General features: G+C 27.3%; 24 protein-coding genes. 11 read left to right on the forward strand and 13 right to left on the reverse strand.

The genetic code is table 11. From position 1 onward, the window contains the following. Nucleotides 1–146 precede the first annotated feature (146 nt). Together thiC and AAQM_RS00610 are read left to right on the forward strand one after the other, a co-directional pair. The gene (gene thiC / locus AAQM_RS00605; protein WP_129094147.1) at nucleotides 147–1,499 is read left to right on the forward strand and encodes a phosphomethylpyrimidine synthase ThiC; all 1,353 of its coding nucleotides are present in this window, start codon (nucleotides 147–149) and stop codon (nucleotides 1,497–1,499) included. Between the two features lie 66 nt (nucleotides 1,500–1,565). After that, nucleotides 1,566–2,750: an Mrp/NBP35 family ATP-binding protein gene (locus AAQM_RS00610; protein ID WP_129094146.1), complete on the forward strand. Its 1,185-nt coding sequence runs from the start codon at nucleotides 1,566–1,568 to the stop codon at nucleotides 2,748–2,750. Nucleotides 2,751–2,781: 31 nt separating this feature from the next. On the opposite strand, the gene AAQM_RS00615 is transcribed toward AAQM_RS00610, so the two are convergent. The 5 genes from AAQM_RS00615 to AAQM_RS00635 all read right to left on the reverse strand — a co-directional run bounded on the left by AAQM_RS00615 (nucleotide 2,782) and on the right by AAQM_RS00635 (nucleotide 6,137). Continuing rightward, nucleotides 2,782–3,036, reverse strand: a complete 255-nt coding sequence (locus tag AAQM_RS00615; RefSeq protein ID WP_128985987.1) for a DUF2116 family Zn-ribbon domain-containing protein — start codon at nucleotides 3,034–3,036, stop codon at nucleotides 2,782–2,784. Nucleotides 3,037–3,114: 78 nt separating this feature from the next. Then, complete coding sequence (gene hisIE, locus AAQM_RS00620; protein ID WP_129094145.1) at nucleotides 3,115–3,798, reverse strand: bifunctional phosphoribosyl-AMP cyclohydrolase/phosphoribosyl-ATP diphosphatase HisIE; 684 nt, start codon at nucleotides 3,796–3,798, stop codon at nucleotides 3,115–3,117. Between the two features lie 9 nt (nucleotides 3,799–3,807). Next, nucleotides 3,808–4,056, reverse strand: a complete 249-nt coding sequence (locus AAQM_RS00625; protein ID WP_129094144.1) for a hypothetical protein — start codon at nucleotides 4,054–4,056, stop codon at nucleotides 3,808–3,810. A gap of 40 nt (nucleotides 4,057–4,096) precedes the next feature. Further along, on the reverse strand, nucleotides 4,097–5,170 hold the full coding sequence (locus tag AAQM_RS00630) for an SPFH domain-containing protein (protein WP_129094143.1): 1,074 nt from the start codon (nucleotides 5,168–5,170) through the stop codon (nucleotides 4,097–4,099). 46 nt (nucleotides 5,171–5,216) lie between these two features. Next, nucleotides 5,217–6,137: a branched-chain amino acid transaminase gene (locus AAQM_RS00635; protein WP_129094142.1), complete on the reverse strand. Its 921-nt coding sequence runs from the start codon at nucleotides 6,135–6,137 to the stop codon at nucleotides 5,217–5,219. Between the two features lie 146 nt (nucleotides 6,138–6,283). Here AAQM_RS00635 and AAQM_RS00640 point away from each other — a divergent pair, with 146 nt between their 5' ends. The 4 genes from AAQM_RS00640 (at nucleotide 6,284) to metH (ending at nucleotide 11,713) form a co-directional block, all read left to right on the forward strand. Then, the gene (locus AAQM_RS00640; protein ID WP_129094141.1) at nucleotides 6,284–6,898 is read left to right on the forward strand and encodes a hypothetical protein; all 615 of its coding nucleotides are present in this window, start codon (nucleotides 6,284–6,286) and stop codon (nucleotides 6,896–6,898) included. A gap of 65 nt (nucleotides 6,899–6,963) precedes the next feature. Further along, complete coding sequence (ribA, locus tag AAQM_RS00645; protein ID WP_129094140.1) at nucleotides 6,964–7,539, forward strand: GTP cyclohydrolase II; 576 nt, start codon at nucleotides 6,964–6,966, stop codon at nucleotides 7,537–7,539. Between the two features lie 15 nt (nucleotides 7,540–7,554). Beyond that, complete coding sequence (locus AAQM_RS00650; RefSeq protein WP_129094139.1) at nucleotides 7,555–8,157, forward strand: methyltransferase domain-containing protein; 603 nt, start codon at nucleotides 7,555–7,557, stop codon at nucleotides 8,155–8,157. Nucleotides 8,158–8,233: 76 nt separating this feature from the next. Continuing rightward, nucleotides 8,234–11,713, forward strand: a complete 3,480-nt coding sequence (gene metH, locus AAQM_RS00655; protein WP_129094138.1) for a methionine synthase — start codon at nucleotides 8,234–8,236, stop codon at nucleotides 11,711–11,713. Nucleotides 11,714–11,787: 74 nt separating this feature from the next. Here the strand turns inward: metH and AAQM_RS00660 are convergent, their stop codons facing one another. Then, a complete protein-coding gene (locus AAQM_RS00660; protein WP_129094137.1) occupies nucleotides 11,788–12,492 on the reverse strand; it encodes a peroxiredoxin in 705 nt (234 codons plus the stop codon). A 213-nt stretch (nucleotides 12,493–12,705) separates the two neighbouring features. On the opposite strand from AAQM_RS00660, the gene AAQM_RS00665 reads away from it, so the two are divergent. Beyond that, nucleotides 12,706–13,575 carry a DMT family transporter gene (locus tag AAQM_RS00665; protein ID WP_129094136.1) on the forward strand — a complete coding sequence of 290 codons (870 nt, stop codon included), beginning with the start codon at nucleotides 12,706–12,708 and terminating at the stop codon, nucleotides 13,573–13,575. A gap of 5 nt (nucleotides 13,576–13,580) precedes the next feature. Here the strand turns inward: AAQM_RS00665 and AAQM_RS00670 are convergent, their stop codons facing one another. Further along, entirely contained in the window at nucleotides 13,581–13,997 is a 417-nt protein-coding gene (locus tag AAQM_RS00670; RefSeq protein WP_129094135.1) for a DoxX family protein, read from the reverse strand. A gap of 140 nt (nucleotides 13,998–14,137) precedes the next feature. Between AAQM_RS00670 and AAQM_RS00675 the strand changes: the two genes are divergently transcribed. Continuing rightward, nucleotides 14,138–15,271: an iron-containing alcohol dehydrogenase gene (locus AAQM_RS00675; protein WP_129094134.1), complete on the forward strand. Its 1,134-nt coding sequence runs from the start codon at nucleotides 14,138–14,140 to the stop codon at nucleotides 15,269–15,271. A gap of 2 nt (nucleotides 15,272–15,273) precedes the next feature. On the opposite strand, the gene AAQM_RS00680 is transcribed toward AAQM_RS00675, so the two are convergent. Further along, nucleotides 15,274–17,751, reverse strand: coding sequence for an ABC transporter substrate-binding protein (locus tag AAQM_RS00680; RefSeq protein ID WP_129094133.1), 2,478 nt, complete (start codon nucleotides 17,749–17,751; stop codon nucleotides 15,274–15,276). Between the two features lie 171 nt (nucleotides 17,752–17,922). Between AAQM_RS00680 and AAQM_RS00685 the strand changes: the two genes are divergently transcribed. Beyond that, nucleotides 17,923–18,420, forward strand: a complete 498-nt coding sequence (locus AAQM_RS00685) for a hypothetical protein (RefSeq protein ID WP_129094132.1) — start codon at nucleotides 17,923–17,925, stop codon at nucleotides 18,418–18,420. 6 nt (nucleotides 18,421–18,426) lie between these two features. On the opposite strand, the gene AAQM_RS00690 is transcribed toward AAQM_RS00685, so the two are convergent. From AAQM_RS00690 to AAQM_RS00710, 5 genes are all read right to left on the reverse strand, one after another. Continuing rightward, nucleotides 18,427–19,239: a D-alanyl-D-alanine carboxypeptidase family protein gene (locus AAQM_RS00690; RefSeq protein ID WP_129094131.1), complete on the reverse strand. Its 813-nt coding sequence runs from the start codon at nucleotides 19,237–19,239 to the stop codon at nucleotides 18,427–18,429. Between the two features lie 89 nt (nucleotides 19,240–19,328). Next, nucleotides 19,329–20,078: a tRNA (5-methylaminomethyl-2-thiouridine)(34)-methyltransferase MnmD gene (locus tag AAQM_RS00695; RefSeq protein ID WP_129094130.1), complete on the reverse strand. Its 750-nt coding sequence runs from the start codon at nucleotides 20,076–20,078 to the stop codon at nucleotides 19,329–19,331. A 9-nt stretch (nucleotides 20,079–20,087) separates the two neighbouring features. Next, entirely contained in the window at nucleotides 20,088–20,531 is a 444-nt protein-coding gene (locus AAQM_RS00700) for a hypothetical protein (RefSeq protein ID WP_129094129.1), read from the reverse strand. A gap of 4 nt (nucleotides 20,532–20,535) precedes the next feature. Then, nucleotides 20,536–21,051 carry an S-ribosylhomocysteine lyase gene (luxS, locus tag AAQM_RS00705; protein WP_129094128.1) on the reverse strand — a complete coding sequence of 172 codons (516 nt, stop codon included), beginning with the start codon at nucleotides 21,049–21,051 and terminating at the stop codon, nucleotides 20,536–20,538. 63 nt (nucleotides 21,052–21,114) lie between these two features. Then, nucleotides 21,115–21,510, reverse strand: a complete 396-nt coding sequence (locus tag AAQM_RS00710) for a hypothetical protein (RefSeq protein ID WP_129094127.1) — start codon at nucleotides 21,508–21,510, stop codon at nucleotides 21,115–21,117. Nucleotides 21,511–21,674: 164 nt separating this feature from the next. On the opposite strand from AAQM_RS00710, the gene AAQM_RS00715 reads away from it, so the two are divergent. Continuing rightward, nucleotides 21,675–23,243: an AAA family ATPase gene (locus tag AAQM_RS00715; RefSeq protein ID WP_129094126.1), complete on the forward strand. Its 1,569-nt coding sequence runs from the start codon at nucleotides 21,675–21,677 to the stop codon at nucleotides 23,241–23,243. Next, on the forward strand, nucleotides 23,240–24,175 hold the full coding sequence (locus AAQM_RS00720) for an HNH endonuclease family protein (protein WP_129094125.1): 936 nt from the start codon (nucleotides 23,240–23,242) through the stop codon (nucleotides 24,173–24,175). Before AAQM_RS00715 ends, AAQM_RS00720 begins: the two co-directional genes overlap by 4 nt. The last annotated feature ends 6 nt before the right edge of the window (nucleotides 24,176–24,181 follow it).

A 24,181-nucleotide genomic window follows, 5' to 3' on the forward strand; every position in this document is an offset into this window, starting at 1 on the left:
GTACACTCCATATCTATTTGTTGAATATTATATAGAAAAGAAACTTATATCAATAATAATTTCAAAATATCTAAACTACTTAAGATTATATAAATATATTTGGCTATAATCACTTTACAATTTAAAAAATATTATAGGATTTTAAAATGAGAAATTGGTTAGACAATCATAAAAATGACAAAGTTAGAACTCAAATGTATTATGCAAAACAAGGAATTATTACTCCTGATATGGAGTATGTAGCAAAAGTTGAAAAACTTGAACCTGAACTTGTAAGAAGTGAAATTGCAAGGGGAAGATTAATAATTCCAGCAAATGTAAATCATAAACATTTAGTTCCAATGTCAATTGGAATTGCATCTTCTTGTAAGATAAATGCAAATATTGGTTCTTCAGCTCTTGCTTCAAATGTTGAAGGTGAAATAGAAAAAGTAAATGTATGTTTAAAATATGGTGCTGATACTATCATGGATTTAAGTACAGGTGGTGACTTAGATATGATTAGAACAGCTGTAATTGAGCACTCAACAGTTCCAATTGGGACAGTTCCAATTTATCAAATTTTACACGATGTAAAAGATAAAATTGAAGATTTATCAATTGATGTTATGCTAAAAGTTATTGAAAAACAAGCTCAACAAGGTGTTTCTTACTTTACAATTCATGCAGGATTCTTGCTTGAGTTTATGCCTCATGTTGCTAAAAGAAAAATGGGTATCGTTTCAAGAGGTGGTTCTTTAATGGCTGCTTGGATGATGCATTATCACAGAGAAAACCCATTTTATGAAGCATTTGATGAAATTTTAGATATTTGTGCAAAATATGATGTTTCTTTATCTTTAGGAGATTCATTAAGACCTGGATGTTTAGCTGATGCATCTGATGAAGCACAATTAAGAGAATTAAAAGTTCTTGGAGAATTAACTCTAAGAGCTTGGGAGAAAAATGTTCAAGTTATGATTGAAGGTCCAGGTCACGTTCCTTTAAATCAAATTGAAAGAAATATGAAACTTGAAAAAGAGTATTGTCATGAAGCACCGTTCTATATTTTAGGACCATTAACTACTGATATAGCTGCAGGTTATGATCATATTTCATCTGCAATTGGTGCAGCTGTTGGTGGATGGCATGGTGCATCTATGTTATGTTATGTAACTCCAAAAGAGCACTTAGGTTTACCAAATGCAGAAGATGTTAGAAATGGAATTATTGCATATAAAATTGCTGCTCATAGTGCTGATATTGCAAGAGGTAGAAAAGGTGCAAGAGATATTGATGATGAAATGAGTGATGCTAGATATGCATTTAACTGGAATAAACAATTTGAACTTTGTTTAGACCCAGATAGAGCTAGAGAATACCACGATGAAACTCTACCTCAAGATGTATTTAAAGAAGCAGAATTCTGCTCAATGTGTGGACCAAAATTTTGTTCATATAAAATTACACAAAAAATCGTAAAAGAACATGGTCAAGCGATGGTAGATATAGCTGGTTAATTAAGATAAAAATTATCCTATTTAAAATATAATACAGTGATTAAAAAAATATAAAGGAATTTTTATATGTCAAATGTAGAAAATATTAAAAAAGAGTTAGAAAATATTAAATATCCAGGTTTTGCAAAATCTATTGTTGATTTTGGCTTTGTTAAAGATATTCAAGTGAATGGAACAAATTGTTCTATTCTTCTTGATATAACTTCAACAGCTCCAGAAGTTGAAGCACAATTGAGAAAAGAAATTACATCATGTATGAATAATCTTGGATTAAACGTAACTTTGAATTTTAATAAACCTCAGGAAATTAAACAAGCAAGTAATAGTGTAAGTGGTAAAAATATTGCTCCACAAATCAAAAAAATTGTGATGGTTAGTTCTGGAAAAGGTGGAGTTGGAAAATCGACTACAACTGTTAATTTAGCAGTTGCTTCTGCAATGCAAGGTAAAAAAGTTGGTATTTTAGACGCTGATATTTATGGACCAAACATTCCTAGAATGATGGGTTTAAATGGAAAAGAAGTTGAAGTAGTTGGAGATAAAGCAAAACCATTAAATGCTTATGGTGTTGATGTTATGTCTATGGGAATGCTTATGGAAGAAGGTCAAGCTCTTATTTGGAGAGGTGCTATGATTATGAAAGCAATTCAACAACTTTTAAGAGATATTTTATGGGAAGAGTTAGATATTTTATTTATTGATATGCCTCCAGGAACTGGTGATGCTCAATTAACTTTAGCTCAAAGTGTACCTGTAAGTGCTGGTATCAATGTTACAACTCCTCAGCATGTTGCTTTAGATGATTCAAGAAGATCTTTAGATATGTTTAAAAAACTTCATATTCCAGTTGCTGGAATTGTTGAAAATATGAGTGGATTTATTTGTCCTTCATGTAATACTGAATCTGATATTTTTGGAATGGGTACTTGTGAAGCATTAGCAACTCAATACAATACTCAAGTATTAGGAAATCTTCCTATTGAACCTGCTATTAGAGAAGGTGGAGATAGTGGAAAACCTATCGTTTATTTCAATCCTGAATCTGTATCTGCGAAAAGATATATGATAGCAGCTGATAAATTAATTCAATTTTTAGCAAATGTTGATGACAATATTGATAATTCAGCAATTCAACCAATTATGCCAGCAGGTGTAAGTGCTTGTTCAACAGAAGGACAAAAAATAAAAGCAGAGCATGAAAAAGCTCAAAAAAGTTCTGGAAGTTGTGGAACAGGATGTGGTTGCCACTAAGAAACAGATAAAAAGAGATTAAAAACTCTTTTTATCCACATTTATAATATTCTTGATAAAGCTCTTCGATTTTCTCTTTTACAAGTTTTTCGTGCCAATTGTGTCTTTTTGCAAATATTTTTATTTCAAATTCTCTTTGTTCACTAGAACAGAAAAAATACAGTTTTTTAATAAAAGGTTTTGGAACAGAGATTACAATTTTCTGAAAAAAACTCTCTTTGCATTCATTAGAACAAAAAACTTTTGATATAGGTATCTTTTTAGAGCAGTATTGACAATTCGTCATAGTAACTCCTTTTTTTAAAATTTACATTATAACAATGCTTGATTAAATGCAACTTAGTTGCAATGTATTTATGTATATTCAAGAATCTTTTCTGCTATTTTTCTCTGCTATTCCTGAAATACCAAATCTTCTTGCTAATTCTTGTTTAATCCTATCAGGATTTATGTTTTTAGAAGCAAGAGCAACTAACATGTGGTATGTAACATCAGCAGCTTCATAAATTATTTCTTCTTCATTATTGTCTTTAATTGCAAAAGTAAATTCTCCAGATTCTTCTACTATTTTTTTTAGCATAGAATTTTCTTTTCCTTGAAGAAGTTTTGCTGTATATGATTTCGTTGGGTCATCATTTTTTTTCTTTTGTATAGTGTGATATAAAGTATCAATAACTCCATAAGCTGCACTAGTATTAACTTCTATTTCACTTATAGTTTCATTAGTTGTTAGATTTGTAAAAAAACAAGACTTTCTTCCTGTATGACATGCAACACCCTTTTGATTTACTTTTAAAAGAATTGTGTCATTATCACAATCTAGTAGAATTTCTACAATTTCTTGAAGATGATTTGAACTTTCACCTTTTTTCCAAATTCTTTGTTTACTTCTACTGAAGTAGTGTGCATAATTTGTATTTATACTTAACTCTAAAGCTTCTTTATTCATATATGCAAGCATTAGAACTTCATTGGTTGTTGCATCTTGTGTAATTACTGGGATTAAATCATTCATCTTTACCCAGTCAATTTTATTTAATTGTTCCATTAATTACCTTTAAAACTTTGTTTTAATATCAATTCTAAATCCTTCTATAGTCATTAGTTCAGGATTTAAGTCAATATCTATACCAAAATCATAATTATTTTTTTCATCTTCTTTTTTTTCTTTATATTTATTGATGTTTTCGTATTTTAAGCTTTGTTCATATTTCGTTTCGGGTTTTATTCTTAAAATCGATTCAATTTCACTTCCATTTAAATAGGAAATTAAGAAAAAATAGAAAATAAAAAAAGATTTTTTCATAGATTTTCATTTTCAAGAAGTAGAAAATTCTACTTCTTTTTTATTGATTTATTGCTGCATCTCTTGATTTGTCTTTTGTGTCAACCCAAATATTTGGAGTTGAACCACCAGGAGTTAAGAAAATTTTAGCATCTTTGTTTTCTCTAAGTGCTTCATTAAATTTACCTTGAACTTCAATTTGTTGCATATGTAATAAATTAGGAGTTAAAGATTGAGCAATTTCTTTATTTGCTGCTGCTTGAGCTTTTGCTTCAATAGTTACAGCATCTGCTCTACCTTGTGCTTCAATTCTTCTAGCTTCAGCTTCTCCATTTGCAAGGGCTGCTCTTTTTTCAGCTTCTTGTTTTGCTCTTAAAACTTCGTATCTAACTCTTTCAGATTCTTGATTTGCAATTTGAACTCTTTCAATTTGCTCTTTAATTTTTGCTGGAAGAACAATTTCTCTTAATTGAACTGATTCAATTGAAACTGGTTTCCCATCAAGTGATTCAATTTGTGATCTAATTCCATTTTCAATCATAGTAGCAATTTCATTTCTTTTTGTTGGTAACTCTTCTGCATTAAATCCACCAACAACGTTTCTCACAATATTTCTTACCACAGGATTTACAATTTTATCTTCCCAAGCTGATCCCCAAGTTGCAATAGTTGCAGGAGCACCAGATGCTGTTAATCTATATTGAACAGTAAGTTCAATAGAAACAGGTAATCCTCTTGCATCTAAAATATTAATTGCAGGATTACTTTTAATACTTTGGTCAAATCCAGTACTAGTTTCAATAGTAGCAAAATTCATAAGTCTAACTTTTGTATCAACTACTGTAACTTTTTGATATCCAGGAAGAATAAAGTGAAAACCTGGATTTAATGGTTGTTCATCATATTTTCCTAATGTTTGTTTGATTCCTACATTACCAGACTCAATTGTCATAAATGGTTTGAATAAAAATAAAGCTCCAATTATAATAATAACTAAATATAACATTCCTGCTTTTTTACCAAAATTTTTGAAAATTTCTGGTGTTTCAAAAGGTGGTTGGAAATTTCCACCATTTCCACCTCCTCCATTGTTTTGCTGTTGACGGTTTTTAAAATAGTCGTTGTCTATCGGCATTTTTTTCCTTATTTAAAAATATAAAATTATTCAATAATAGTTAAGTTTAGTTAACGTAAGTTAAATACTTAATATATTTCTCATTTTTCCCTGCAACTACATCAAAGTATGCTGATTGGATTTTTTCAGTAATTGGTCCTCTTGAACCACATCCTATAGTTCTTGCATCAACATCTCTAATTGGTGTAATTTCAGCAGCAGTTCCTGTGAAAAATGCTTCATCAGCTATATAAACTTCTTCTCTTGAAATTCTTCTTCTAACAACTTCAATTCCCATGTCATTAGCTAACTCAATAACTGTTGCTTGAGTAATTGATTCAAGTGAATTATCATTTGGAGGAGTAATTAATTTCCCATCTCTAACGATGAAGAAACAAGCTCCAGAAGCTTCTGCAATATAACCTTGGTCATCTCTTAATAATGCTTCATCATATCCTGCTTCAACTGCTTCAAATTTGGCCATTTGAGAGTTTAAGTAATTTGCAACAGCTTTTGCTTTTCCCATTCCTGAAGTATTAGGAGTTCTTGTAAATGAAGAGATTTTAACTCTAACACCTTTTTTAAGACCTTCTTCACCTAAATAAGCTCCCCATTCCCATGCAGAAACAGAAACTTTTACAGGTGCTTCTTTATGATAAAGTCCCATAACTCCATAACCTAGATAAACTAAAGGTCTAATGTATGCACCTTCAAATAATTCATTTTTTTGTAATAATTCAATTTGTGCTTTATTTAATTCTTCTAAAGAAAAAGGAACATTCATTAGTGTCATTTTTGAAGAGTTTATTAATCTTTGTGTGTGTTCATTTAATTTAAAAATTGCACATCTCCCATCAACTGTTTTATAAGCTTTAGTACCTTCAATAGCACCATTTCCATAATGTAAAGTATGACTTAAAACATGTACTTTTGCATCATGCCAATTTACAAATTCTCCATCCATCCATATATATTTTGCTTCAGTCATTTTATAAATTCCTAATGATTAGATTTTTTTAGCATTTATTTTATCTAAGATAATTAAAAATAACTCTTAAATGAATTAAAATTAGAAATTTAAGAGTTTTTTATGTATATTAATCTATAAATAAAATTTAAAAGGTAGTTACAAAAATGTTTAAAAATATTTTATTATTATTTATGGTTTTAATTTTTATTGTAGGTTGTAGTGTTAATCAAGTTAACGTTAATAATTTATCCAAAGAAGATAAAAAAGTAGAAAGAGAAGCTATTTCTAAAGAGTTTTTAGATGAGATTTCATATATGTTATTTTTATTAAAAAACAATGATTTACCTACTTTAAATTCAAAATATATAAATCCCAAAATTGGTGTTTATGAAGTTTTTAAAAGTGATATTAGTAATAAAATAGTTTTTAGAAGAAGTATTCAAATAACTGAAATAAATGATATTATAGAAGATTTTAATATAAAACAAGAAACAGTTGATTTTAATTGCAGTCCAAATGATGATGCTTATTATGGCTGGAATAAAGAAGGAACATTTTTATCAGTAAATATAAAACCTTATCTATCACAAATAATAGAACAAGAACATAAAATTTTGCCAAATAAATATAAAGAAAATGAGTTAAAAAATGTAGAGTTGATTGAAAAAACAAGCTATGAATTAATTGTGACTAATAATGTGATTTTTTACTTAACAAAAATTGATGGTAGATGGTATATTACATTGATTGATAATTTAAAAACTGATTGCAGTCAATAAATTTGCAACTAAGTTGCAAATAAGAAATCTTAGATAAAATTCATAAAAATTTTATGGAAAGAATTATGAATATACAAATATCAAATATAGCAAAATTACCAACTAAATATGGAAAATTTAAAATAAAAGCATATAAACAAGAAAATCAAGAGCATTTAGCAATTATGAGTGAAGATTTTGAAACACTTGATTCTCCTTACATAAGAATACATTCTGAATGTTTAACAGGAGACACTTTAGGAAGTTTGAAGTGCGATTGTCAAAATCAATTGGATTTATCTTTAAAATTTATCTCATTAAATGGTGGTTTAGTGATTTATCACAGACAAGAAGGAAGAAATATAGGTTTAGTAAATAAAGTAAATGCTTATGCTTTACAAGATTTAGGAAGAAATACTATTGAAGCAAATCTTGAATTAGGATTTAAAGAGGATGAAAGAGACTATTCAATAGTAAAATATATATTTGAAGATTTAGGAATTAAAAAATTAAAATTAATAACAAATAATCCTAAAAAAATTGAATATGTTGAGAGTTTAGGAATAAATATTGTGGAAAGAATTCCAGCTATTACAAAATCAAATAAGTATAATGAAGGTTATATATCAACAAAAAAAGAGCAAATGGGACATATGTTTTAAAATAAAAGGTAAAAAATGGATCAACAAGAGTTTTGGAATACAAAGTTTTCAAAAGCTGATTATTTTTATGGAATAAATCCAAATGAATTTTTAGCTTCAAATATAGAAATATTAGAAAATCATAAAAAGCTTTTATGTTTAGGTGAAGGTGAAGGAAGAAATGCAATATTTTTTGCAAAAAATGGATTTGAAGTTACTGCAATTGATGCTTCTAATTTAGGTTTAGAAAAACTTGAAAATAGGGCGAAAAAAGAGAATTTAAATATAAAAACTATTTGTATGGATTTGAATCATTGGCAAACAAATGATAAGTATGATGTTATCGTGGCTTCATATTTACATATGTATAAAAATGAAAGGGAAGATTTATTTAAAAAAATAGAAGATTCCTTGATCAAAAATGGTTACTTTATAGGTGAATTTTTTTCAACAAAACAGCTTACTTACAACAGTGGTGGACCTAAAGATTTGGATTTGCTTTATACAGTTGAAGATTTTAAAGAGCATTTTAATAATTGCCAAAAAGAGATAAAAGAAGAGATAGTTGTTTTAAATGAAGGAATAGGGCATCAAGGGGAAGCTTGTGTGATTAGAGTTATTATAAAAAAAATCTCTTAACAGCTTTTTAACTACGATTTTAGTACACTATTCTAATAATAAATATAAAATAATTAATAGTACAAAAGAAGTATATATGTTAGAAACAATAAAAAATTTGATTGAAAAAAAAGTTTTGATTATAGATGGCGCTATGGGAACACAGCTTCAATTAGCTCAAATAAAACCAGAAGAATGGTTATTTGAAGATAAAGATTTAGAAGGTTGTAATGAACTTTTAAATCTTACTGCTCCTCATGTTTTAGAAAAAATACATGATGATTATGCACTAGCAGGCGCTGATTTGATATGTACAAATACCTTTGGTTCAATGCCTTGGGTTTTAGATGAGTATGATATAGGTCATATGTCTTATGAATTATCACGTCTTGGAGCTAGTTTAGTAAAAAAATCTTGTGAAAAATATAGCACAAAAGAAAAACCTAGATTTGTTGTAGCTTCAATCGGTCCTGGAACAAAACTTCCATCACTTGGTCATATTAAATATGATGAGATGTATGAAGGTTATAAAATCATGGCTAAAGGATTAGTTGATGGTGGAACTGATATATTTTTACTTGAAACTTGTCAAGACCCACTTCAAATAAAAGCAGCACTTCATGCCTTGAATGATACAGCACCTCATATTCCTATTATGGTATCTGTTACTATTGAGTTAAGTGGTACGATGTTAATAGGAACTGATGCTATGACAATAGCAGCAATCATGGCACCTTTTAATATCTTATCTTTAGGGTTTAATTGTGGAACAGGACCTGTTCAAGTACATAAACATATTAAAACTTTAAGTCAAGTTTGTAAGTTTCCAATTTCAGTTCATGCAAATGCTGGACTTCCTCAAAACAGAGGTGGAAAGACTTATTATCCAATGCAACCAGAAGAGTTTACAAAACTTACAAAAGAGTTTTTACAAATCAATGGAGTTAGTTTTCTTGGTGGTTGTTGTGGAACAACACCTGCACATATAGAAGCTTTGGCAAATGCAGTTGAAAATGAGATTCCACTAAAGCCTTGTGGATTTTTGAAAGCTTCATTAGCTTCACTTTTTGGAACAGTTCCATTAAAACAAGAACCTGCTCCACTTTTAATTGGTGAGCGTTCAAATGCAACTGGAAGTAAAGCTTTTAGGGAGTTGTTAAAAGCAAATGATTATGAAGGAACTTTAAGTGTTGGTCAACAACAAGTACGTGCAGGGGCACATGTAATTGATGTTTCTGTTGGATTCGCTGGACGTGATGAAAGAGAAGATATGGATGCGGTTACTGCTCTTTATTCTCAAAAAGTATCACTTCCTTTGATGCCTGACTCTACTCAAATATATGCTTTAGAAGCAGCACTTAAGCAAATAGGTGGAAGAGCAATTATCAACTCTGTAAACCTTGAAGATGGTGAAGAAAAATTTGATGCAGTTTGTAGCCTTGCTAAAAAATTTGGAGCAGCTTTAGTTTGTCTTGTAATTGACGAAATTGGAATGGCAAAAACAGTAGATAGAAAACTAGAAGTTGCGGAGCGAATCTATGATTTATGTGTAAATAGACATGGTTTTGACCCAAATGATTTAGTATTTGATATGCTTACATTTACAATTGGAAGTGGAGATGATGAGTACAGAAATGCTGGAATTGACACCCTTGAAGCAATAAGAGAATTCCAAATTAGACACCCTGAAGTTGGAACTACCTTAGGTTTATCAAATATTTCTTTTGGATTAAGTACAGATGCTAGAATTTATTTAAATTCTATCTATCTTGACCATTGTGTAAAAGCTGGATTAACAAGTGCTATTGTAAATGTAAAACATATTTTACCTCTAAATAAAATTAGTGATGAAGATAGAAAAGCTTGTGATAATTTGATTTTTAATATTTGGGAAAATGGTGCTGATCCATTATTTGCTTTTATTGAACATTTTTCAAATGTTGGTGCGCAAGAAGAACAAAGTGATGAAGAGTATCAAAAACTTGAACCAATTGAAAAAGTAAAAAAACTTCTTCTTGATGGAGATAAAGATAGATTGATTCCTTTAGCTTTGGAGTTAAAAGATAATATTAGTCCAGAGATTATTGTAAATGAGTGGTTAATTGATGGGATGAAAATTATTGGAGAGTTATTTGGTAGTGGGCAAATGCAGTTACCATTTGTTCTTCAAAGTGCTGAAACAATGAAGGCAACAGTTGATGCACTTAATCCATATTTACCAAAACAAGAAAAAGCAAGTGAAACAACACTTATTTTAGGAACTGTAAAAGGTGATGTTCACGATGTTGGTAAAAACTTAGTTGATATAATTTTAAGTAACAATGGATTTAAAGTTGTAAATATTGGTATAAAAGCTGGTTTAGACTCTTTTGTTGAGAAACTTCAAGAGCATAACGCTCATGCGATTGGAATGAGTGGATTACTTGTAAAATCAACAGCCGTTATGAAAGAAAACCTTGAAGAGTTACAAAAAATGGGAATAAAAGTTCCTGTACTTCTTGGAGGTGCGGCTTTAACTAAAAACTTTATTGATGAGTATTGCCGACCATATTATGATGGTCCGATTTTTTATTGTAGAGATGCTTTTGATGGTGTTGTTTCTATGCAAAGAATTGAAAAAGGTGATGAAAATAATACTGCACTTGCTGCTGATTTAATCCAAATTCATGATACAAGTGATAGAGTTGAAGAAGAGGTTGTTGAAATTCCACCTTATGAAGAAATACCAATGCCCCAAAGTGGAAAATTTGTATTTCCTCCAATTTGGGATAGAATAGCTAGAACTGGTAAAAAATTAGATAAAGAGTTGATTTTTAAATGGATAAACCATAGGGTTTTATTTAGACAAAGATGGGGATACAAAAGAGGAAAACAAGATTCAGCTAAATTCTTACAATATGAAAAAGATGTAATTGAACCAACTTATGAAGCTTTAAAAGCAGAGTTAGTTGATAAAGATATTTTTGACCCAATTGCTATTTATGCTTATTATCCTTGTATTTCTTTTGATAATAAACTTTATATTTTTGATAGAAAATATCTGTTTAATTCACTTGAAGAATCAAAAAATGTACCACCACTTGAAGAAGCTATAAAAGTTTTAGAATTCCCTAGACAAAAAAGAAAACCATTTAGATGTATTCCTGATTTCTTTGCAAATGATAGACTTGATGTGGTTGCCTTTACACTTGCAAGTGCTGGACTTAAAATCTCTGATTATGAAAGAAGTTTATACGATAAAGGTGAGTTTACAAAATATTATCAAGTTCATGGACTTGGAGTTGAACTAGCTGAAGCTTTAGCTGAGGTTTTACATAAACAAATAAGACTTGATTTAGACATAGTGCCAAAAGAGGGACATACTTTAAATGATGTTCAAATGAAACAGTATGTAGGTTGTAGATATTCTCCAGGATATGCTGCTTGTCCTGATTTAGCTATGAATAGAGATATTTTTGATTTATTAAATCCAGAAGAGTTTGGAATAGAATTATCTGAAACATTCCAAATGCATCCAGAACAAACAACTTGTGCAATAGTGGTTACTAATCCAGAAGCAAATTATTATAATATATAAATAAAAAAAGGTTAGGAAAAACCTAACCTTTTTTCTGATAATTATAAGTGGATTTAAATATAAACAAAAAAATATTAAGACATAATCTCTTCAACAGTGATATAATCACCAACTCTTCCCGTCATTTGTTCAACATCAGTGTTTACTGGAAGTGTTTTTTTACCTGGTACCCAACCTGCTGGACAAACTTCACCTGTTTTTTCTGCATGTTGCCAAGCTCTAACTTGTCTTAAGAATTCATGTACATTTCTTCCCACCATTGGAGCTTGAACTTCTTGAGCTACAACAACACCATCTGGATTGATTAAAAATCTTCCTCTTAACGCAACACCTTGCTCTTCAATCATAACGCCAAATGCTCTTGAAACAGCACCAGTTGGGTCTGCACCAATAGTAAGTTTTAATCCTTTTAATAAAGGTTCTGTTTCAACGAATCTTTTATGAGAGAATTTTGTATCAGTTGATACAGCTAAAATTTCAACACCAAGTTCTTGAAATTCATCATATTTTGCATTCATAGCAGCAATTTCTGTTGGACAAACAAAAGTAAAATCAGCTGGGTAAAAACAAACTACATGCCATTTTCCTTTATAATCTTCACTACTTACGTTTGTATAGTGACCTGTTTTTGAATCATACGCATCCATTTTAAACTCTGGAACTTTTCTTAAAACTAAACTTGAACTCATATTTTTTTCCTTTTTTATTTCATTATTATTTTCATTTTTTACAATATTTTTATTTTCTTCAATTGGTTTTGAACCTGTATCACAAGCCATATTATTCTCCTTGTTTACAAAGGATAATCTTTTTCCTTTGATAAAAGAATTCTACATTAATGGAAATAAAATTTAACTTAAATATAAAATAAATTTATAAATTTATGATAACTAAAACTTATAATAATAAATCAGACTACATAATTACAAGCATATTGTTATTTGATGTTATATATAATCCCAATTTATTTTATATATAACATAGGATTAATATTGACAAATAGTGCAAAAGGTATTGCCTTAACATCAACTGGTATATTAATAATGAGTTTAGAATCATTATTTATAAAGTTTACAAACATATCATCTTTTCTTTTTTCATTTTATATTGGAATATTTATGTTTGCTTCAATGGCTTCAACATTTTTATTTAAAGATTTTGATTATTTAAAAAAGGCTTTGAAAACATCTTTTCCATTTTTATTAATTTGTTCAACATTTATGGCTGTATCAAATATATTTTTTATAACGGCTGTAAAAACAACAACTGTTGCAAATGTAGTTATTATTTTTAGTACTTCTGCACTTTTTTCTGCGTTAATTGGATATTTGATTTACAAAGAAAAAGTGAATAAAAACATCTATTATGCATCTTTTTTTATGTTTGTAGGATTATTTATAATATTTAACGATAAGTTAGAAATAGGAAGTGTAGAAGGTAATATATTTGCTTTATTATGTACTTTACTTTTTTCTGTTTCATTTGTTTTATTATCAAAATATAAAGATATGAATAGAGTGGTTTTAACAGCATTTAGTGGAGCTATTTTAAGTATCATTGCATATTTTTTCTGTGATGAATTAGCAATTGATTTTAAAACATTGATGATAGTAATGATTATGGGATTGTTAATAAGTCCAATTTCAAGAGTTTTATTAGGAACAGGTGCGAAATATATAAATGCTAGTGAAGTTAGTCTTTTGATGTTAATAGAGACAATAATGGCACCTATTTGGGTTTGGATATTTTTGGCTGAAGTTCCAAGTTCTTATACATTTATTGGAGGATTTATAATTATTTTAACTTTAATAATAAACTCTTTATATACTTTAAAACAAGAGAGAAAAAATCTCTCCTTATAGTTTTATTATCTTCTATCAAAACTAAATCTTCCCGCTCCAATGAACATTAAAGAAATAGAAGTTAAAAGATAAATCAAAGCAAGTTCAATAACAGGACCACCTGTCTTACCAAGAGTAAACAAGTCATTTCCATGTGCTAAAAATATAGCAAATACCATTGTTAGTGCAAAAAAGAAAGAAGAAACTCTAGTATATAAACCTATGATTATCAAAATTGGGAAAACAATTTCACCTAAATACACACCATAAGCTAGAAATTCAGGAAATCCAGCTTTTACAACTAAACCTTTAATTCCAGCTATTCCATTTATTAGTTTGTGGTAACCATGAAATAACATAAGTGTAGCAATACTTACTCTTAGTATTAGTTTTCCAATATCTTCATTTAAAATGCGAGATAATAGATATTCAAAATTTCTCATAATAATCCTTTATATTTTTTCAGATTGTAACTTTTTTATTATTAAATTAACTACTAATTAGTATTAAAATATATATTCATTGCAATCATTTAGAAATAATAATCTATAATAATTAATAAATATCAAAAAAAGGATTTATCGTGAAATATACATATTTTAATCCAACAGCTGTTGAGTTCGGAGAGGGAAAAATAGAGTCAATAGTTAATTATATTGATAAAAATCAAAAAATTTTAGTTGTTTATGGTGGAGGAAGTATCAAAAGAAATGGAGTTTTTGAACAAGTTTCAAAAGTTTTAGAAGATTATACTTGGTTTGAGTTTAGTGGAGTTGAGCCAAATCCATCGGTTGAAACACTAAATAAAGCAGTTGAATTTATAAAAGAGAATAAAATAGATTTTGTTTTAGCAGTTGGTGGTGGTTCGGTTATTGATGGAAGTAAATATATAGTTGCAGCATCTGTTTATGAAGGTGATGGATGGGATTTTTTAGAAGGAAAAACTATAGAAAAAGCTCTTCCTTTAGGTGCTATTTTAACACTTCCTGCAACAGGGAGTGAATCAAATCCTACGGCTGTAATCTCAAAATATTCAACTAATGAAAAAAGATATTTTGCTTCACCTTTGGTTTTTCCAAAGTTTGCTGTTTTAGATTCAACAGTTATGAATAGTTTAGATGATAGACAATTAGCAAATGGTTTAGTTGATGCTTTTGTTCATACTTGTGAACAATATTTAACATATCCTAATAGCTCTCTTTTACATGATGGTTATGCACAAACTATTTTAAAAGGCTTACACACTTTAGCACAAGATTGGCAAAACAGAAGAACAGCTTTATGGCAAGAAAATCTTATGCTTTTAGCAAATCAGGCATTAAATGGATTTATAGGTTCAGGAGTTCCACAAGATTGGGCAACGCATATGATAGGACATGAGCTTACAGCATTTTATGGACTTGACCATGCAAGAAGTTTAGCAGTTGTTCAACCACATCTTTTAAGAGTTATGATAAAAGATAAACAAGAAAAATTAGTTCAAATGGGTAAAGAAGTTTTTGATATGCCACATAACTATGAAATGGTAATAGAAGCAATAGAATATATGTACCATAGTATAGGAGTTTCAACAAAACTAAAAGATTACAATATCGATGATAAAGTAGTTGAAAATGTAACAAAAGCTTTAGAAAAACATGGAATGAGCAAAATAGGAGAAAGAGGAACTATCACTTTAGAAAAAGTGGCTCAAATTTTAGAATTATCAATGAAGTAGTTTTAAGCTACTTCATTTTCTAAAGGAATAGAAATAGTAAAAATAGCTCCTTTATGGCTATTTTTATCAAATTCAAAACTTGTATTTGAAGCTTTTAAAGAACTTTTTAGATGTTTTTCTACTAAAAGTTTACTCATATAAAGACCAATTCCTGTTCCATTAAATTGATGTTTAGTTGTAAAATATGGTTCAAATATTTTATCTATAATATTTTCATCAATTCCATTTGCATTATCTTTTACTTCAATAACAATATTATTATCTTGTTTTTGTGCATTTATTAAAATAATTCTATCTTCATCAGGTTTTTTTGATAGTTTTAAAGCATCTTTAGAATTTACTAAAATATTCATTAGAACTTGGACAAGTTCATTTTCTAGTGATAAAAAGTTAATATCTTCTACTTTTTTTATAACTTTTATATTATGAGTATTAAAAGAGGGAGAAACTAAATCAAGAGTTCTGTTTATTAGTTCTTTTAGATTTATTTTATTTATAGTTTTTTCTTCACTAAAAAAGTTTCTAAAATCATCAATTGTATTTGAAAGATAAGTTGTTGATTGTTTTATATGTTTTATTGATTGAAAAAACTCTTCATCACTTAATTGTTCTAACTCTTTTTTTATTTCTATTCCTGAAGCACAAACGCTTATTGTTGAAAGTGGTTGTCTCCATTGATGAGCTATATTTTCAAGCATTTCACCCATTGAAGCCATTCTTGATTGTTGGATTAAAATCCTATTTTTTTCTTCATTTTTATTTATTTCAATAGCCACTTTTTCCAAAAGTTCTTTATTGAGTTTTTTTAATAAGTATTCTCTATAAATTAAAACAAAAATTACAATAAAAATAAGTAAAACAACCAAAACTTTGTTTAAAAAAGTATAGTTAACCTCTTTTTGAAGATTAATTGAAATCCATTTATTTATGATTTCTTGTTTTTGTTGTTCACTTATATTTGAAATAGCTTTATTTAAAATGGTTAAAAGTGTTAAATCATCATTTCTAACAGCAATTCCTAGTTTAAAAGTTTCATCAAATTTGGCACTAATTTTTAATTGTCCAATATAATTATTTTGTATTTGGTAACCAACAGTTAGTAAACTTCCTATAAATCCATAAACTTTTTCTTTTTCTACTAAGCTAAGTCCTTCTTGTACATTTTGAACATCTATAAAATTTATATCAGGAAATTTGATTTTTAATAGTTCAGCATAAGCATAATCTTTTACAATTGCTAGTTTTTTATTTCTTACATGGCTTAGGTCATTTATAAATGGTGTATCTATTTTTGAGGCTAAAACTAACGGTATATCCAAATAAGATTTTGTAAAATTAAGATAAGTTTCTCTTTGTGGAGTTGGCATAAGTAAAGAGAAGATATCACACTCTTTATTTTTTCCCTTTTCCATAGATTCACTCCAAGTTTTTGTAGGAACTAAAGAAATAGGAATTTGAATGTTTTCTTGGATGATTTTTAAATAATCAGCAGAAATACCAATATGTTTACCATTTTCAATTTTTTCAAGAGGCATCCAATTTGGGTCAACACAAACACTAATTTTTTCTTTTTTATTTAGATATAATTTTTCTTCATTTGAAAGATATATAGTATTATTAAGATGGTCTGTGTAGATTAAATCATCAACATCAATATGATTTTCAAGTAATCCCATAACTCTATAAGTATTGATGATTAAATTTATTCTTTCAGGAGTAATTGTTCCAATTTTTCCATGTTTATCATAAACTAATTTTTTCATCTCATTAGCTTCATATATTAAACTTTTTAAGGTTTTATTTTGAGGGTTATATTTTTCATAAATTAATTTTGCAACTTCATCAATATTTTCAAAAGCATATTCCCAACCTCTAATAGTTGCACTATAAAAATCTTTTACTAACTTAGGATTATTTAAAGCAAACTCTTTTGACGTGAAAATAATTCCTTCGTAAAAATCAAAACCATAATCTTTAGGTGCAAATATTTTACTTTTATAACCTTTTTCTTTGAGTATAAAAGGTTCATTTGTAATATATGCAAGCATTAAATCAGTGTTTCTATTTATTAAGTTATCAACATTGAAACTATGCTCTTGTACTTTTAAATCATCAATTCTTACACCTTTACTATTTAACATTGATTTAAAAGTTGCAAATTTTTGCTGTTCTTGTGTAATCATCAAAGATTTGTTTTTCATATCTTCAACATAGTTTATATTTGAGTTTTCTAGGGCAAGTAAAATTAAAGGAGAAGATTGAAAAATAGAACCTAATAAAACAATATCTTTTCCATTTGATTTATCAACTATCAAAGAGCTTGAACTTGTCCCAAAATCTGCATTTTTATTTAGAACTTCTTCAATAATATTCATTGAAAGGTCATATTTTTTTAGTTCAACTTCAAGACCAATATCCTTATAAAAGCCTTTTTCGACAGCAACATAAAATCCTGCAAATTGAAATTGGTCAAGCCACATCAGTTGAATGGAAGTTTTTCTTAAAGGTTCTGCTTTTAGTGAAAAAAGAAAAAGAAAGAAAACAGAAATTGTAATTAATAATTTTTTTATAAGATAACCTTTTAAATGCTTTTTAACGCAATATTATATCAAAGTAAGATAAAATATATTTAATTTATAAGAGGAAGATATATGTCTAAAGAAAAGAGTATTAAAAGTAGTATATTAGAATATATTTATACTATTTCTAAGCAGCCAGTGTTATTAAAAGATTTATTAGTTGCTAATAGACAGCATAATGAAGGTATGCATGTAGATCCAGCAAAACTAGGCTTTAGAATAAGATTAACAAGAGCATATTTTGTTTATATCTTGATTGTTTTAGCTATTTTAGTTCCAATTTCTCTTTTAACTCATAAACCTTTAGCAAAAATTGACCCACATATTTCAATATTAGGTGCTATGATTATAACAGCAGCAATATTTATTGGGTTTAATTTTTTCAGAGATAAGATGAGAGATGTTATGACAAAAGAGCTTATCAAAAAAGGTTGGAAGTTACACTTTCCATTTTTTTCTTATGAAGAATATTCAAAGAAAATAGATAAAATTTTTGAAAATTCTATAAAAGATGAAATTTCAAAAAGAGATTTAGAAAAATATATTTTAGAAAAACTAACTAAAATTTAGTTAGTTTTACTTTTGTTTCATAATTGTATCAAGAGCTAGTTTCGTATTTTCCCATCTATTTTGAGCATTTAACATAACAACTAAAATATCTTTTTTACCCTCTTTTGCTCTTGCAATTAAGCAAGGTCCTGCTTGATTTGTATAACCTGTTTTTACACCAACTATATATTTTTCTTTATCTAAAAGTTTGTTGCTAGTATGTATTTTATAAAGTTTTTTTGTATTGATTGCTCTAAAAGAGTAAGAATTCATTTTTACAATTTTGTTAAAAGTTTTGTTTTTTATAGCATATTCTGTAAGTTTAAGTAAATCACTAGCAGTGCTTTTGTGATTTTTTGCATCAAATCCTGAAGGATTTTGGAAACTTGTATTTTTCATACCAAGTTTTTTTGCTTTTAGATTCATCATATTTACAAATTTTTGTCTGTTTCCATTTCCTAAATAAATGGCAATAGCATTAGCAGCATCATTTGCTGATTTGATTAAAGCTGCATTTACTAAATCTTTTAGGTAAAACTTTTCACCGACTTTAAAATTCAAAATTGTAGGTTGAACTTTTTTCATTTCAGGAGTAATAGTTACAATACTATTCATCTTTCCACTTTCAATTGCAAGAATTGAAGTCATAATTTTTGTAAGACTCGCAGGGCTTATTTGTTGGTTTGCATCTTTACTAAAAATAAGTTTTTTAGTATTTAAATCTTTAACAATTATAGAATCTAAATCCTTTTGGATTTTTTGAAAGACTTTTGTTTCATTGTATGAAAATGCTAATGTTGGAATTAAAACTAGAAAGAGAAGTGAACTTAATAACTTCATTGGTACCTACTATTTTGGGATGTGATTTATAAAAAAATCTTGGTTTGAATTATATAATAATTTACTCCTTTTTTATTAAAAAAAATAAATTATTTATCATATAATGCGCTTGCTTCTTTATTTCTTTGTTTTTTTAATTCCATATCTACATATTTTCCAATGATGTTTTGTTTAGTTTTTGAGGCTATTGTTATTTTTCTTTTTGTTGGTATATGTTGATATATAAAAAATTTAGCTTCATACATAGATAATCGTATAGAAGTTGCAACAGCATAAGAACTCATAATAAAATCATCTTTTGCAAGTTTATAAATATCATCAAAATACTCTTTTGTCCAAAGTTCAAAATTTACCTCACTTGAAAAAGCATCTTGAAAAACTATATCAAAAGAGTTTTCTTTTAGGGTTTTTATATATTTTCTAGCATCACCTATAAAGAGTTCTATTTTTATTTTTTCATCTTCGTATTTGTTGTTTTTTGCAATTGATTTTATAATGTGTTTTATATCTTCAAACTCTTTTGGAAACTCAAAATTTTCTAAAGACTTTACTAAGTTTCCATCAAGTTCTGGCGAATAAAAGTTTAGTTTTACGTCAAGATTATTTTTGATTACATAATAAATAGTTGAAAAAGTGTTATATCCAATCCCGAAACAAATATCTAAAATAGTAAGCTCTTTTTTGTTTTGATGATAAGTAAAAGCTGGAATTATGTGTTTTGTAAGAGCTTCGTTTATAGCACCATCATCAGGATTGTGATAGTGCTGATTATATAGTTTTGAAAATAGGGTGTTTGAACCATCTTTTGTGGTAACCATTGAGTTTTGATTATCTTGCAATTTTATTCTTTATAGACCATTGTCCCAATGGTGCATTTTTTTTGCTGTAAAAATATGAAAATCATCAAAAAGTTCGATACAGTTCGGTGCTTGAAATCCAATATTTTCTAAAAGTTCTAAAATCTCATATTTATTATCATTTGAGATTTTTTCAAGTATTATGATATTTCCTGAGTTTTCCAAAGCTTTATACATTAGCTTTAAAATCATCTCTTGATTAGAACAATATGAGAGAATATCTCCTAAAACTACATATTCAAACTCTCTTGCTGTTGCTTTTAGTTTGGCAGAGTTTTCATCAATAAAAGGAATATATTTTATATTCCCATTATTTTGAACTTTTATCTCTTCAAGAGTGTTATTTATAAGTTCCAAAGAGTTATTTATATGTAAAATAGCTATATTTGGATAATCAGTAAATAACTCTTTGAAAAGTGAAAGTTTTTTTTTCACTTTTTTAGTTACCTAAAGCTTTTAATTTTTCTTCAGATAAATATAACTCTTCATTTGACATAACACCAATTTTAGAAGATAAGATATCACGTGCTATATCTTTTGCTTCATCTAAAGAGTGCATTGCACATGTTCCACATTGGTAAATATTTAGTTCTGGAATATCATTTTGTTCTTTTACTTCAAGTACATCTTTCATAGCTTTTTCCCAAGCATTTGCTACTGTTGATTCATCAGGAGTTCCTATTAAACTCATATAAAAACCTGTTCTACAACCCATTGGTGAAACATCGATGATTTCAACTGTATCAGAGTTTAAATGATTTCTAATAAATCCTGCAAATAGATGTTCTAAAGTGTGGATACCTTTTTCACTTAACATCTTTTCATTTGGTACACAAAATCTTAAATCAAATACTGTAATATTATCACCTTTTGGTGTTTTCATCTTTTTTGCTACTCGCACAGCAGGTGCTGGCATAATAGTGTGGTCAACTCTAAAACTATCTAATAATGGCATAATAATTTCCTTAAAATTTATAAAAATAATGGAAAATTATAGCTAAAGAAAAGTAAAGGGGTATTAAATCGTAGATTTATAATTTTCAAGTAGTTCTTTTAGATATTTAGTAGCTTTTACTTTTTGAAAATATGTAAACATAATAATAGGAATAATCCCTAAACCATAAGTAAAGGCAATAGCAAGGACAATAAAAATAGTCAAAATCAAAGTATCTTGTAATTCTGCTGTGATGATGGCTTGTGATGTTTTCTCTTTTTTATTTGTTGAAGTTGTGATATTTAGTTTATATCTTAGAAATGAACCTAATTGTAACTTTTCAATATCTAAACTATCTTTTTCTATTTTTATTTCATAATTTTTGTTTTTTAAAAACTGCTTTTTGAAAAACTCAAATAGATTTGAATTTCCCTCTTTTAGATTTAAATTTTCGTGAAACTCCACATCAAACATACCCATAAATAGCCTTTTTTATTTTGAGTATAACAAAAAAAGTGAAATGAATAAAATGTTATTTGTATATAAAATAATCTATTGTATAAAAAAGATAGGAATAAGAAAAAGAGAAAATAAATAATATTTTAACTAAGATTAGTAATAAAATTATTTATAAAGAGTTTTTGATGGAATTGGTTTATTTGTGGCTTGAAGAGTATAAAAATATAGAGAAACAAGGGTTTAATTTTTCTCCTAGGTTTGGGTGTGAATATGATGAAAAAAAGAATAAATTAGAAATTATTGATAAAGAAAAAACGGGTGAATTTTATCCTAAGAATTTTTTTGGTGATAATATAAATGTTACTGCTATTGTTGGAGAAAATGGGAGTGGGAAAAGTAGTTTACTGCTAGGAATTACCAATGATAAAATTTTAATAAAAAAAGATGAAGAGTTTTTTACTAATGATTTTAAAAGTAATAAGTATAATTTTAAAGAGATTAATAGAGAAAAAGATTATGATATTGTTTACTTAGATTACGATTTGATTAAATTACATGAAGTAAAAGATTTTTGGGGTTATGCCTCTCAAAATATATATGATAAAAACTTATATAGAAAAATTGAAAATGCTTTTGGATGGGATTCAAATTTCAATATAGAAAAATTTAGAGAACATTTTTTTAATATTATTATTGACCAAATAGATTCTTTTGCTTTAAATATATTTTTTTACAATCCATTAAAAATAATTTTTGCTGATTATTTACATTCTATAACTGGTGAAGAAAAATTTGAACATATAAATAAACTTATAAAAGAAGTAGAAAAAAGTAATTTTACAAAAGAAAAGTTTTTAGTTTTTTTATATTCAAATATAAGTATGAAAGTTCCTCCTGATGTTCAGAAGGTAGATTTAATTCCTGAATTACTAAAAATTGAAAATGATATTATTGAAAATGCACATCATTATAAACTAGATAATATTGATGAAATTTATGAATTTTTAGAAGAATTAAATAATCATGAATTACTAATTGAAGAATTCAAAAGTATATATAAAAAACACAAAAAAGCATTTTTAAAATTAATTGAAATAGGTTACTTAAGAATTGATTTTGAAGATGAAATTACTAGAAAGTATTTTGATTTAAGTTTTGGAGAAAGAAAACTTTTTACTGAAATGTTAATGATATTTGATGCAATAAGAAAAAATAATAGAAATGATATTTTAGTAGTTTTAGATGAACCTGATTTAACACTTCATCCTGATTGGCAAAAAAAATATATAAATGAAATGATTAAATTACTATTAACTTTTTCAGACAAGAAATTTCATTTAATAATAACTTCCCACTCCCCATTCATTCTTTCAGACCTACCAAAAGAAAATATAATATTCCTAGAAAAAGGAAAACAAGTTTATCCTTTTGAAGATGGAAAACAAACATTTGGAGCAAATATTCACACCTTACTTTCTCATGGATTTTTTATGAAAGATGGACTTATGGGTGAGTTTGCAAAAAGTAAGATAAATAATCTAATAGAAAATTTAAAAGATAGGAATTACAACCATTCAAATAAAGAAAAAGAGGAAATTCTCTCTGCTATAAAGATTATTGGAGAAGAATTTTTAAAAACAAAACTTTTAAATATGTTTTATAAAAAGTATGATGATGATTTTATAAAAAAACAACGAAAAGAAGATTTACTTATTCAACAAGAAAAAATAAAAAAAGAGTTGGAAAATTTATGATAAAAATTCCATATCCATCTCAATATGATTTAGATAATTATTTTGATGAGATAAAGACTGAACTTTTAAAGAGAATTAGATATATAAAATCTCAAAAAAATATTAGTATTGATGATAAAAAATTTCGAGTTACAAATAAAATAAAGAAAATACTTGTATGGCTAGAAATTGAGAATAATTTAAAAAAATTAATCCAGTTAAAGCCAAATGATATGATTTGTTTAATAAAAGATATGTATAAAAAATTTCCTAAATCACATTATAAAAAAGAAAGTTTAAATAGAATCTTTTATAGAATTTTTGTTGATTATGGTTATGATAAAATAGATAAGTTAAAATTCATTCAGAAAATTAATCTTGGAAGTTGTCCTTATTGTAATAGAAATTATATTTTTTCTATAAATAAAAAAGGTTCTGTTAAACCAGAAATTGACCATTTTTATCCAAAATCTATTTATCCTTATTTAGCAGTCTCATATTTCAATTTAATACCATCTTGTCCTACTTGTAATGGATTTGGTGTTAAAGAAGCAAAAGATACATTTTATGTTTATCCTATTTCAAATCCATATGAATTAAATGAAAATGATTTTAGATTTTCAATTAGTCCTGAAAGTATTGATTTTTTTAATGTTGAAAATAAAAAATATGATTTTAATAGCTTTGAAATTGAGTTATACGGTAATAAAGCAAATTTAGAAATCTTTAAATTAGAAGAACTTTATAAACAACATAAAGATATAGTTCTTGAACTTTTGATTAAGAAAGCTTATTATCCAAAAAGTTACATTAATGAATTAAAAGGTTTTGGATTTAGTGAGGATGAAGTTTATAGATATTTATTTAGTAATTATCTAAAAGAAGAAGACTTACACAAACGCCCACTTTCAAAACTAATAAAAGATATAAGTGAAGAGTTAGATTTGATATAAAATCAA

This window comes from Arcobacter aquimarinus (assembly GCF_013177635.1).
Lineage (GTDB): Bacteria > Campylobacterota > Campylobacteria > Campylobacterales > Arcobacteraceae > Aliarcobacter > Aliarcobacter aquimarinus.

What these genes read in the sequence shown, in the direction of transcription:
- thiC (WP_129094147.1), top strand. Translation starts at nt 147, where the DNA reads ATGAGAAATTGGTTAGACAATCATAAAAATGACAAAGTTAGAACTCAA.
- AAQM_RS00610 (WP_129094146.1), top strand. Translation starts at nt 1,566, where the DNA reads ATGTCAAATGTAGAAAATATTAAAAAAGAGTTAGAAAATATTAAATAT.
- AAQM_RS00615 (WP_128985987.1), bottom strand. Translation starts at nt 3,036, where the DNA reads ATGACGAATTGTCAATACTGCTCTAAAAAGATACCTATATCAAAAGTT.
- hisIE (WP_129094145.1), bottom strand. Translation starts at nt 3,798, where the DNA reads ATGGAACAATTAAATAAAATTGACTGGGTAAAGATGAATGATTTAATC.
- AAQM_RS00625 (WP_129094144.1), bottom strand. Translation starts at nt 4,056, where the DNA reads ATGAAAAAATCTTTTTTTATTTTCTATTTTTTCTTAATTTCCTATTTA.
- AAQM_RS00630 (WP_129094143.1), bottom strand. Translation starts at nt 5,170, where the DNA reads ATGCCGATAGACAACGACTATTTTAAAAACCGTCAACAGCAAAACAAT.
- AAQM_RS00635 (WP_129094142.1), bottom strand. Translation starts at nt 6,137, where the DNA reads ATGACTGAAGCAAAATATATATGGATGGATGGAGAATTTGTAAATTGG.
- AAQM_RS00640 (WP_129094141.1), top strand. Translation starts at nt 6,284, where the DNA reads ATGTTTAAAAATATTTTATTATTATTTATGGTTTTAATTTTTATTGTA.
- ribA (WP_129094140.1), top strand. Translation starts at nt 6,964, where the DNA reads ATGAATATACAAATATCAAATATAGCAAAATTACCAACTAAATATGGA.
- AAQM_RS00650 (WP_129094139.1), top strand. Translation starts at nt 7,555, where the DNA reads ATGGATCAACAAGAGTTTTGGAATACAAAGTTTTCAAAAGCTGATTAT.
- metH (WP_129094138.1), top strand. Translation starts at nt 8,234, where the DNA reads ATGTTAGAAACAATAAAAAATTTGATTGAAAAAAAAGTTTTGATTATA.
- AAQM_RS00660 (WP_129094137.1), bottom strand. Translation starts at nt 12,492, where the DNA reads ATGGCTTGTGATACAGGTTCAAAACCAATTGAAGAAAATAAAAATATT.
- AAQM_RS00670 (WP_129094135.1), bottom strand. Translation starts at nt 13,997, where the DNA reads ATGAGAAATTTTGAATATCTATTATCTCGCATTTTAAATGAAGATATT.
- AAQM_RS00680 (WP_129094133.1), bottom strand. Translation starts at nt 17,751, where the DNA reads ATGTGGCTTGACCAATTTCAATTTGCAGGATTTTATGTTGCTGTCGAA.
- AAQM_RS00685 (WP_129094132.1), top strand. Translation starts at nt 17,923, where the DNA reads ATGTCTAAAGAAAAGAGTATTAAAAGTAGTATATTAGAATATATTTAT.
- AAQM_RS00690 (WP_129094131.1), bottom strand. Translation starts at nt 19,239, where the DNA reads ATGAAGTTATTAAGTTCACTTCTCTTTCTAGTTTTAATTCCAACATTA.
- luxS (WP_129094128.1), bottom strand. Translation starts at nt 21,051, where the DNA reads ATGCCATTATTAGATAGTTTTAGAGTTGACCACACTATTATGCCAGCA.
- AAQM_RS00710 (WP_129094127.1), bottom strand. Translation starts at nt 21,510, where the DNA reads ATGGGTATGTTTGATGTGGAGTTTCACGAAAATTTAAATCTAAAAGAG.
- AAQM_RS00715 (WP_129094126.1), top strand. Translation starts at nt 21,675, where the DNA reads ATGGAATTGGTTTATTTGTGGCTTGAAGAGTATAAAAATATAGAGAAA.
- AAQM_RS00720 (WP_129094125.1), top strand. Translation starts at nt 23,240, where the DNA reads ATGATAAAAATTCCATATCCATCTCAATATGATTTAGATAATTATTTT.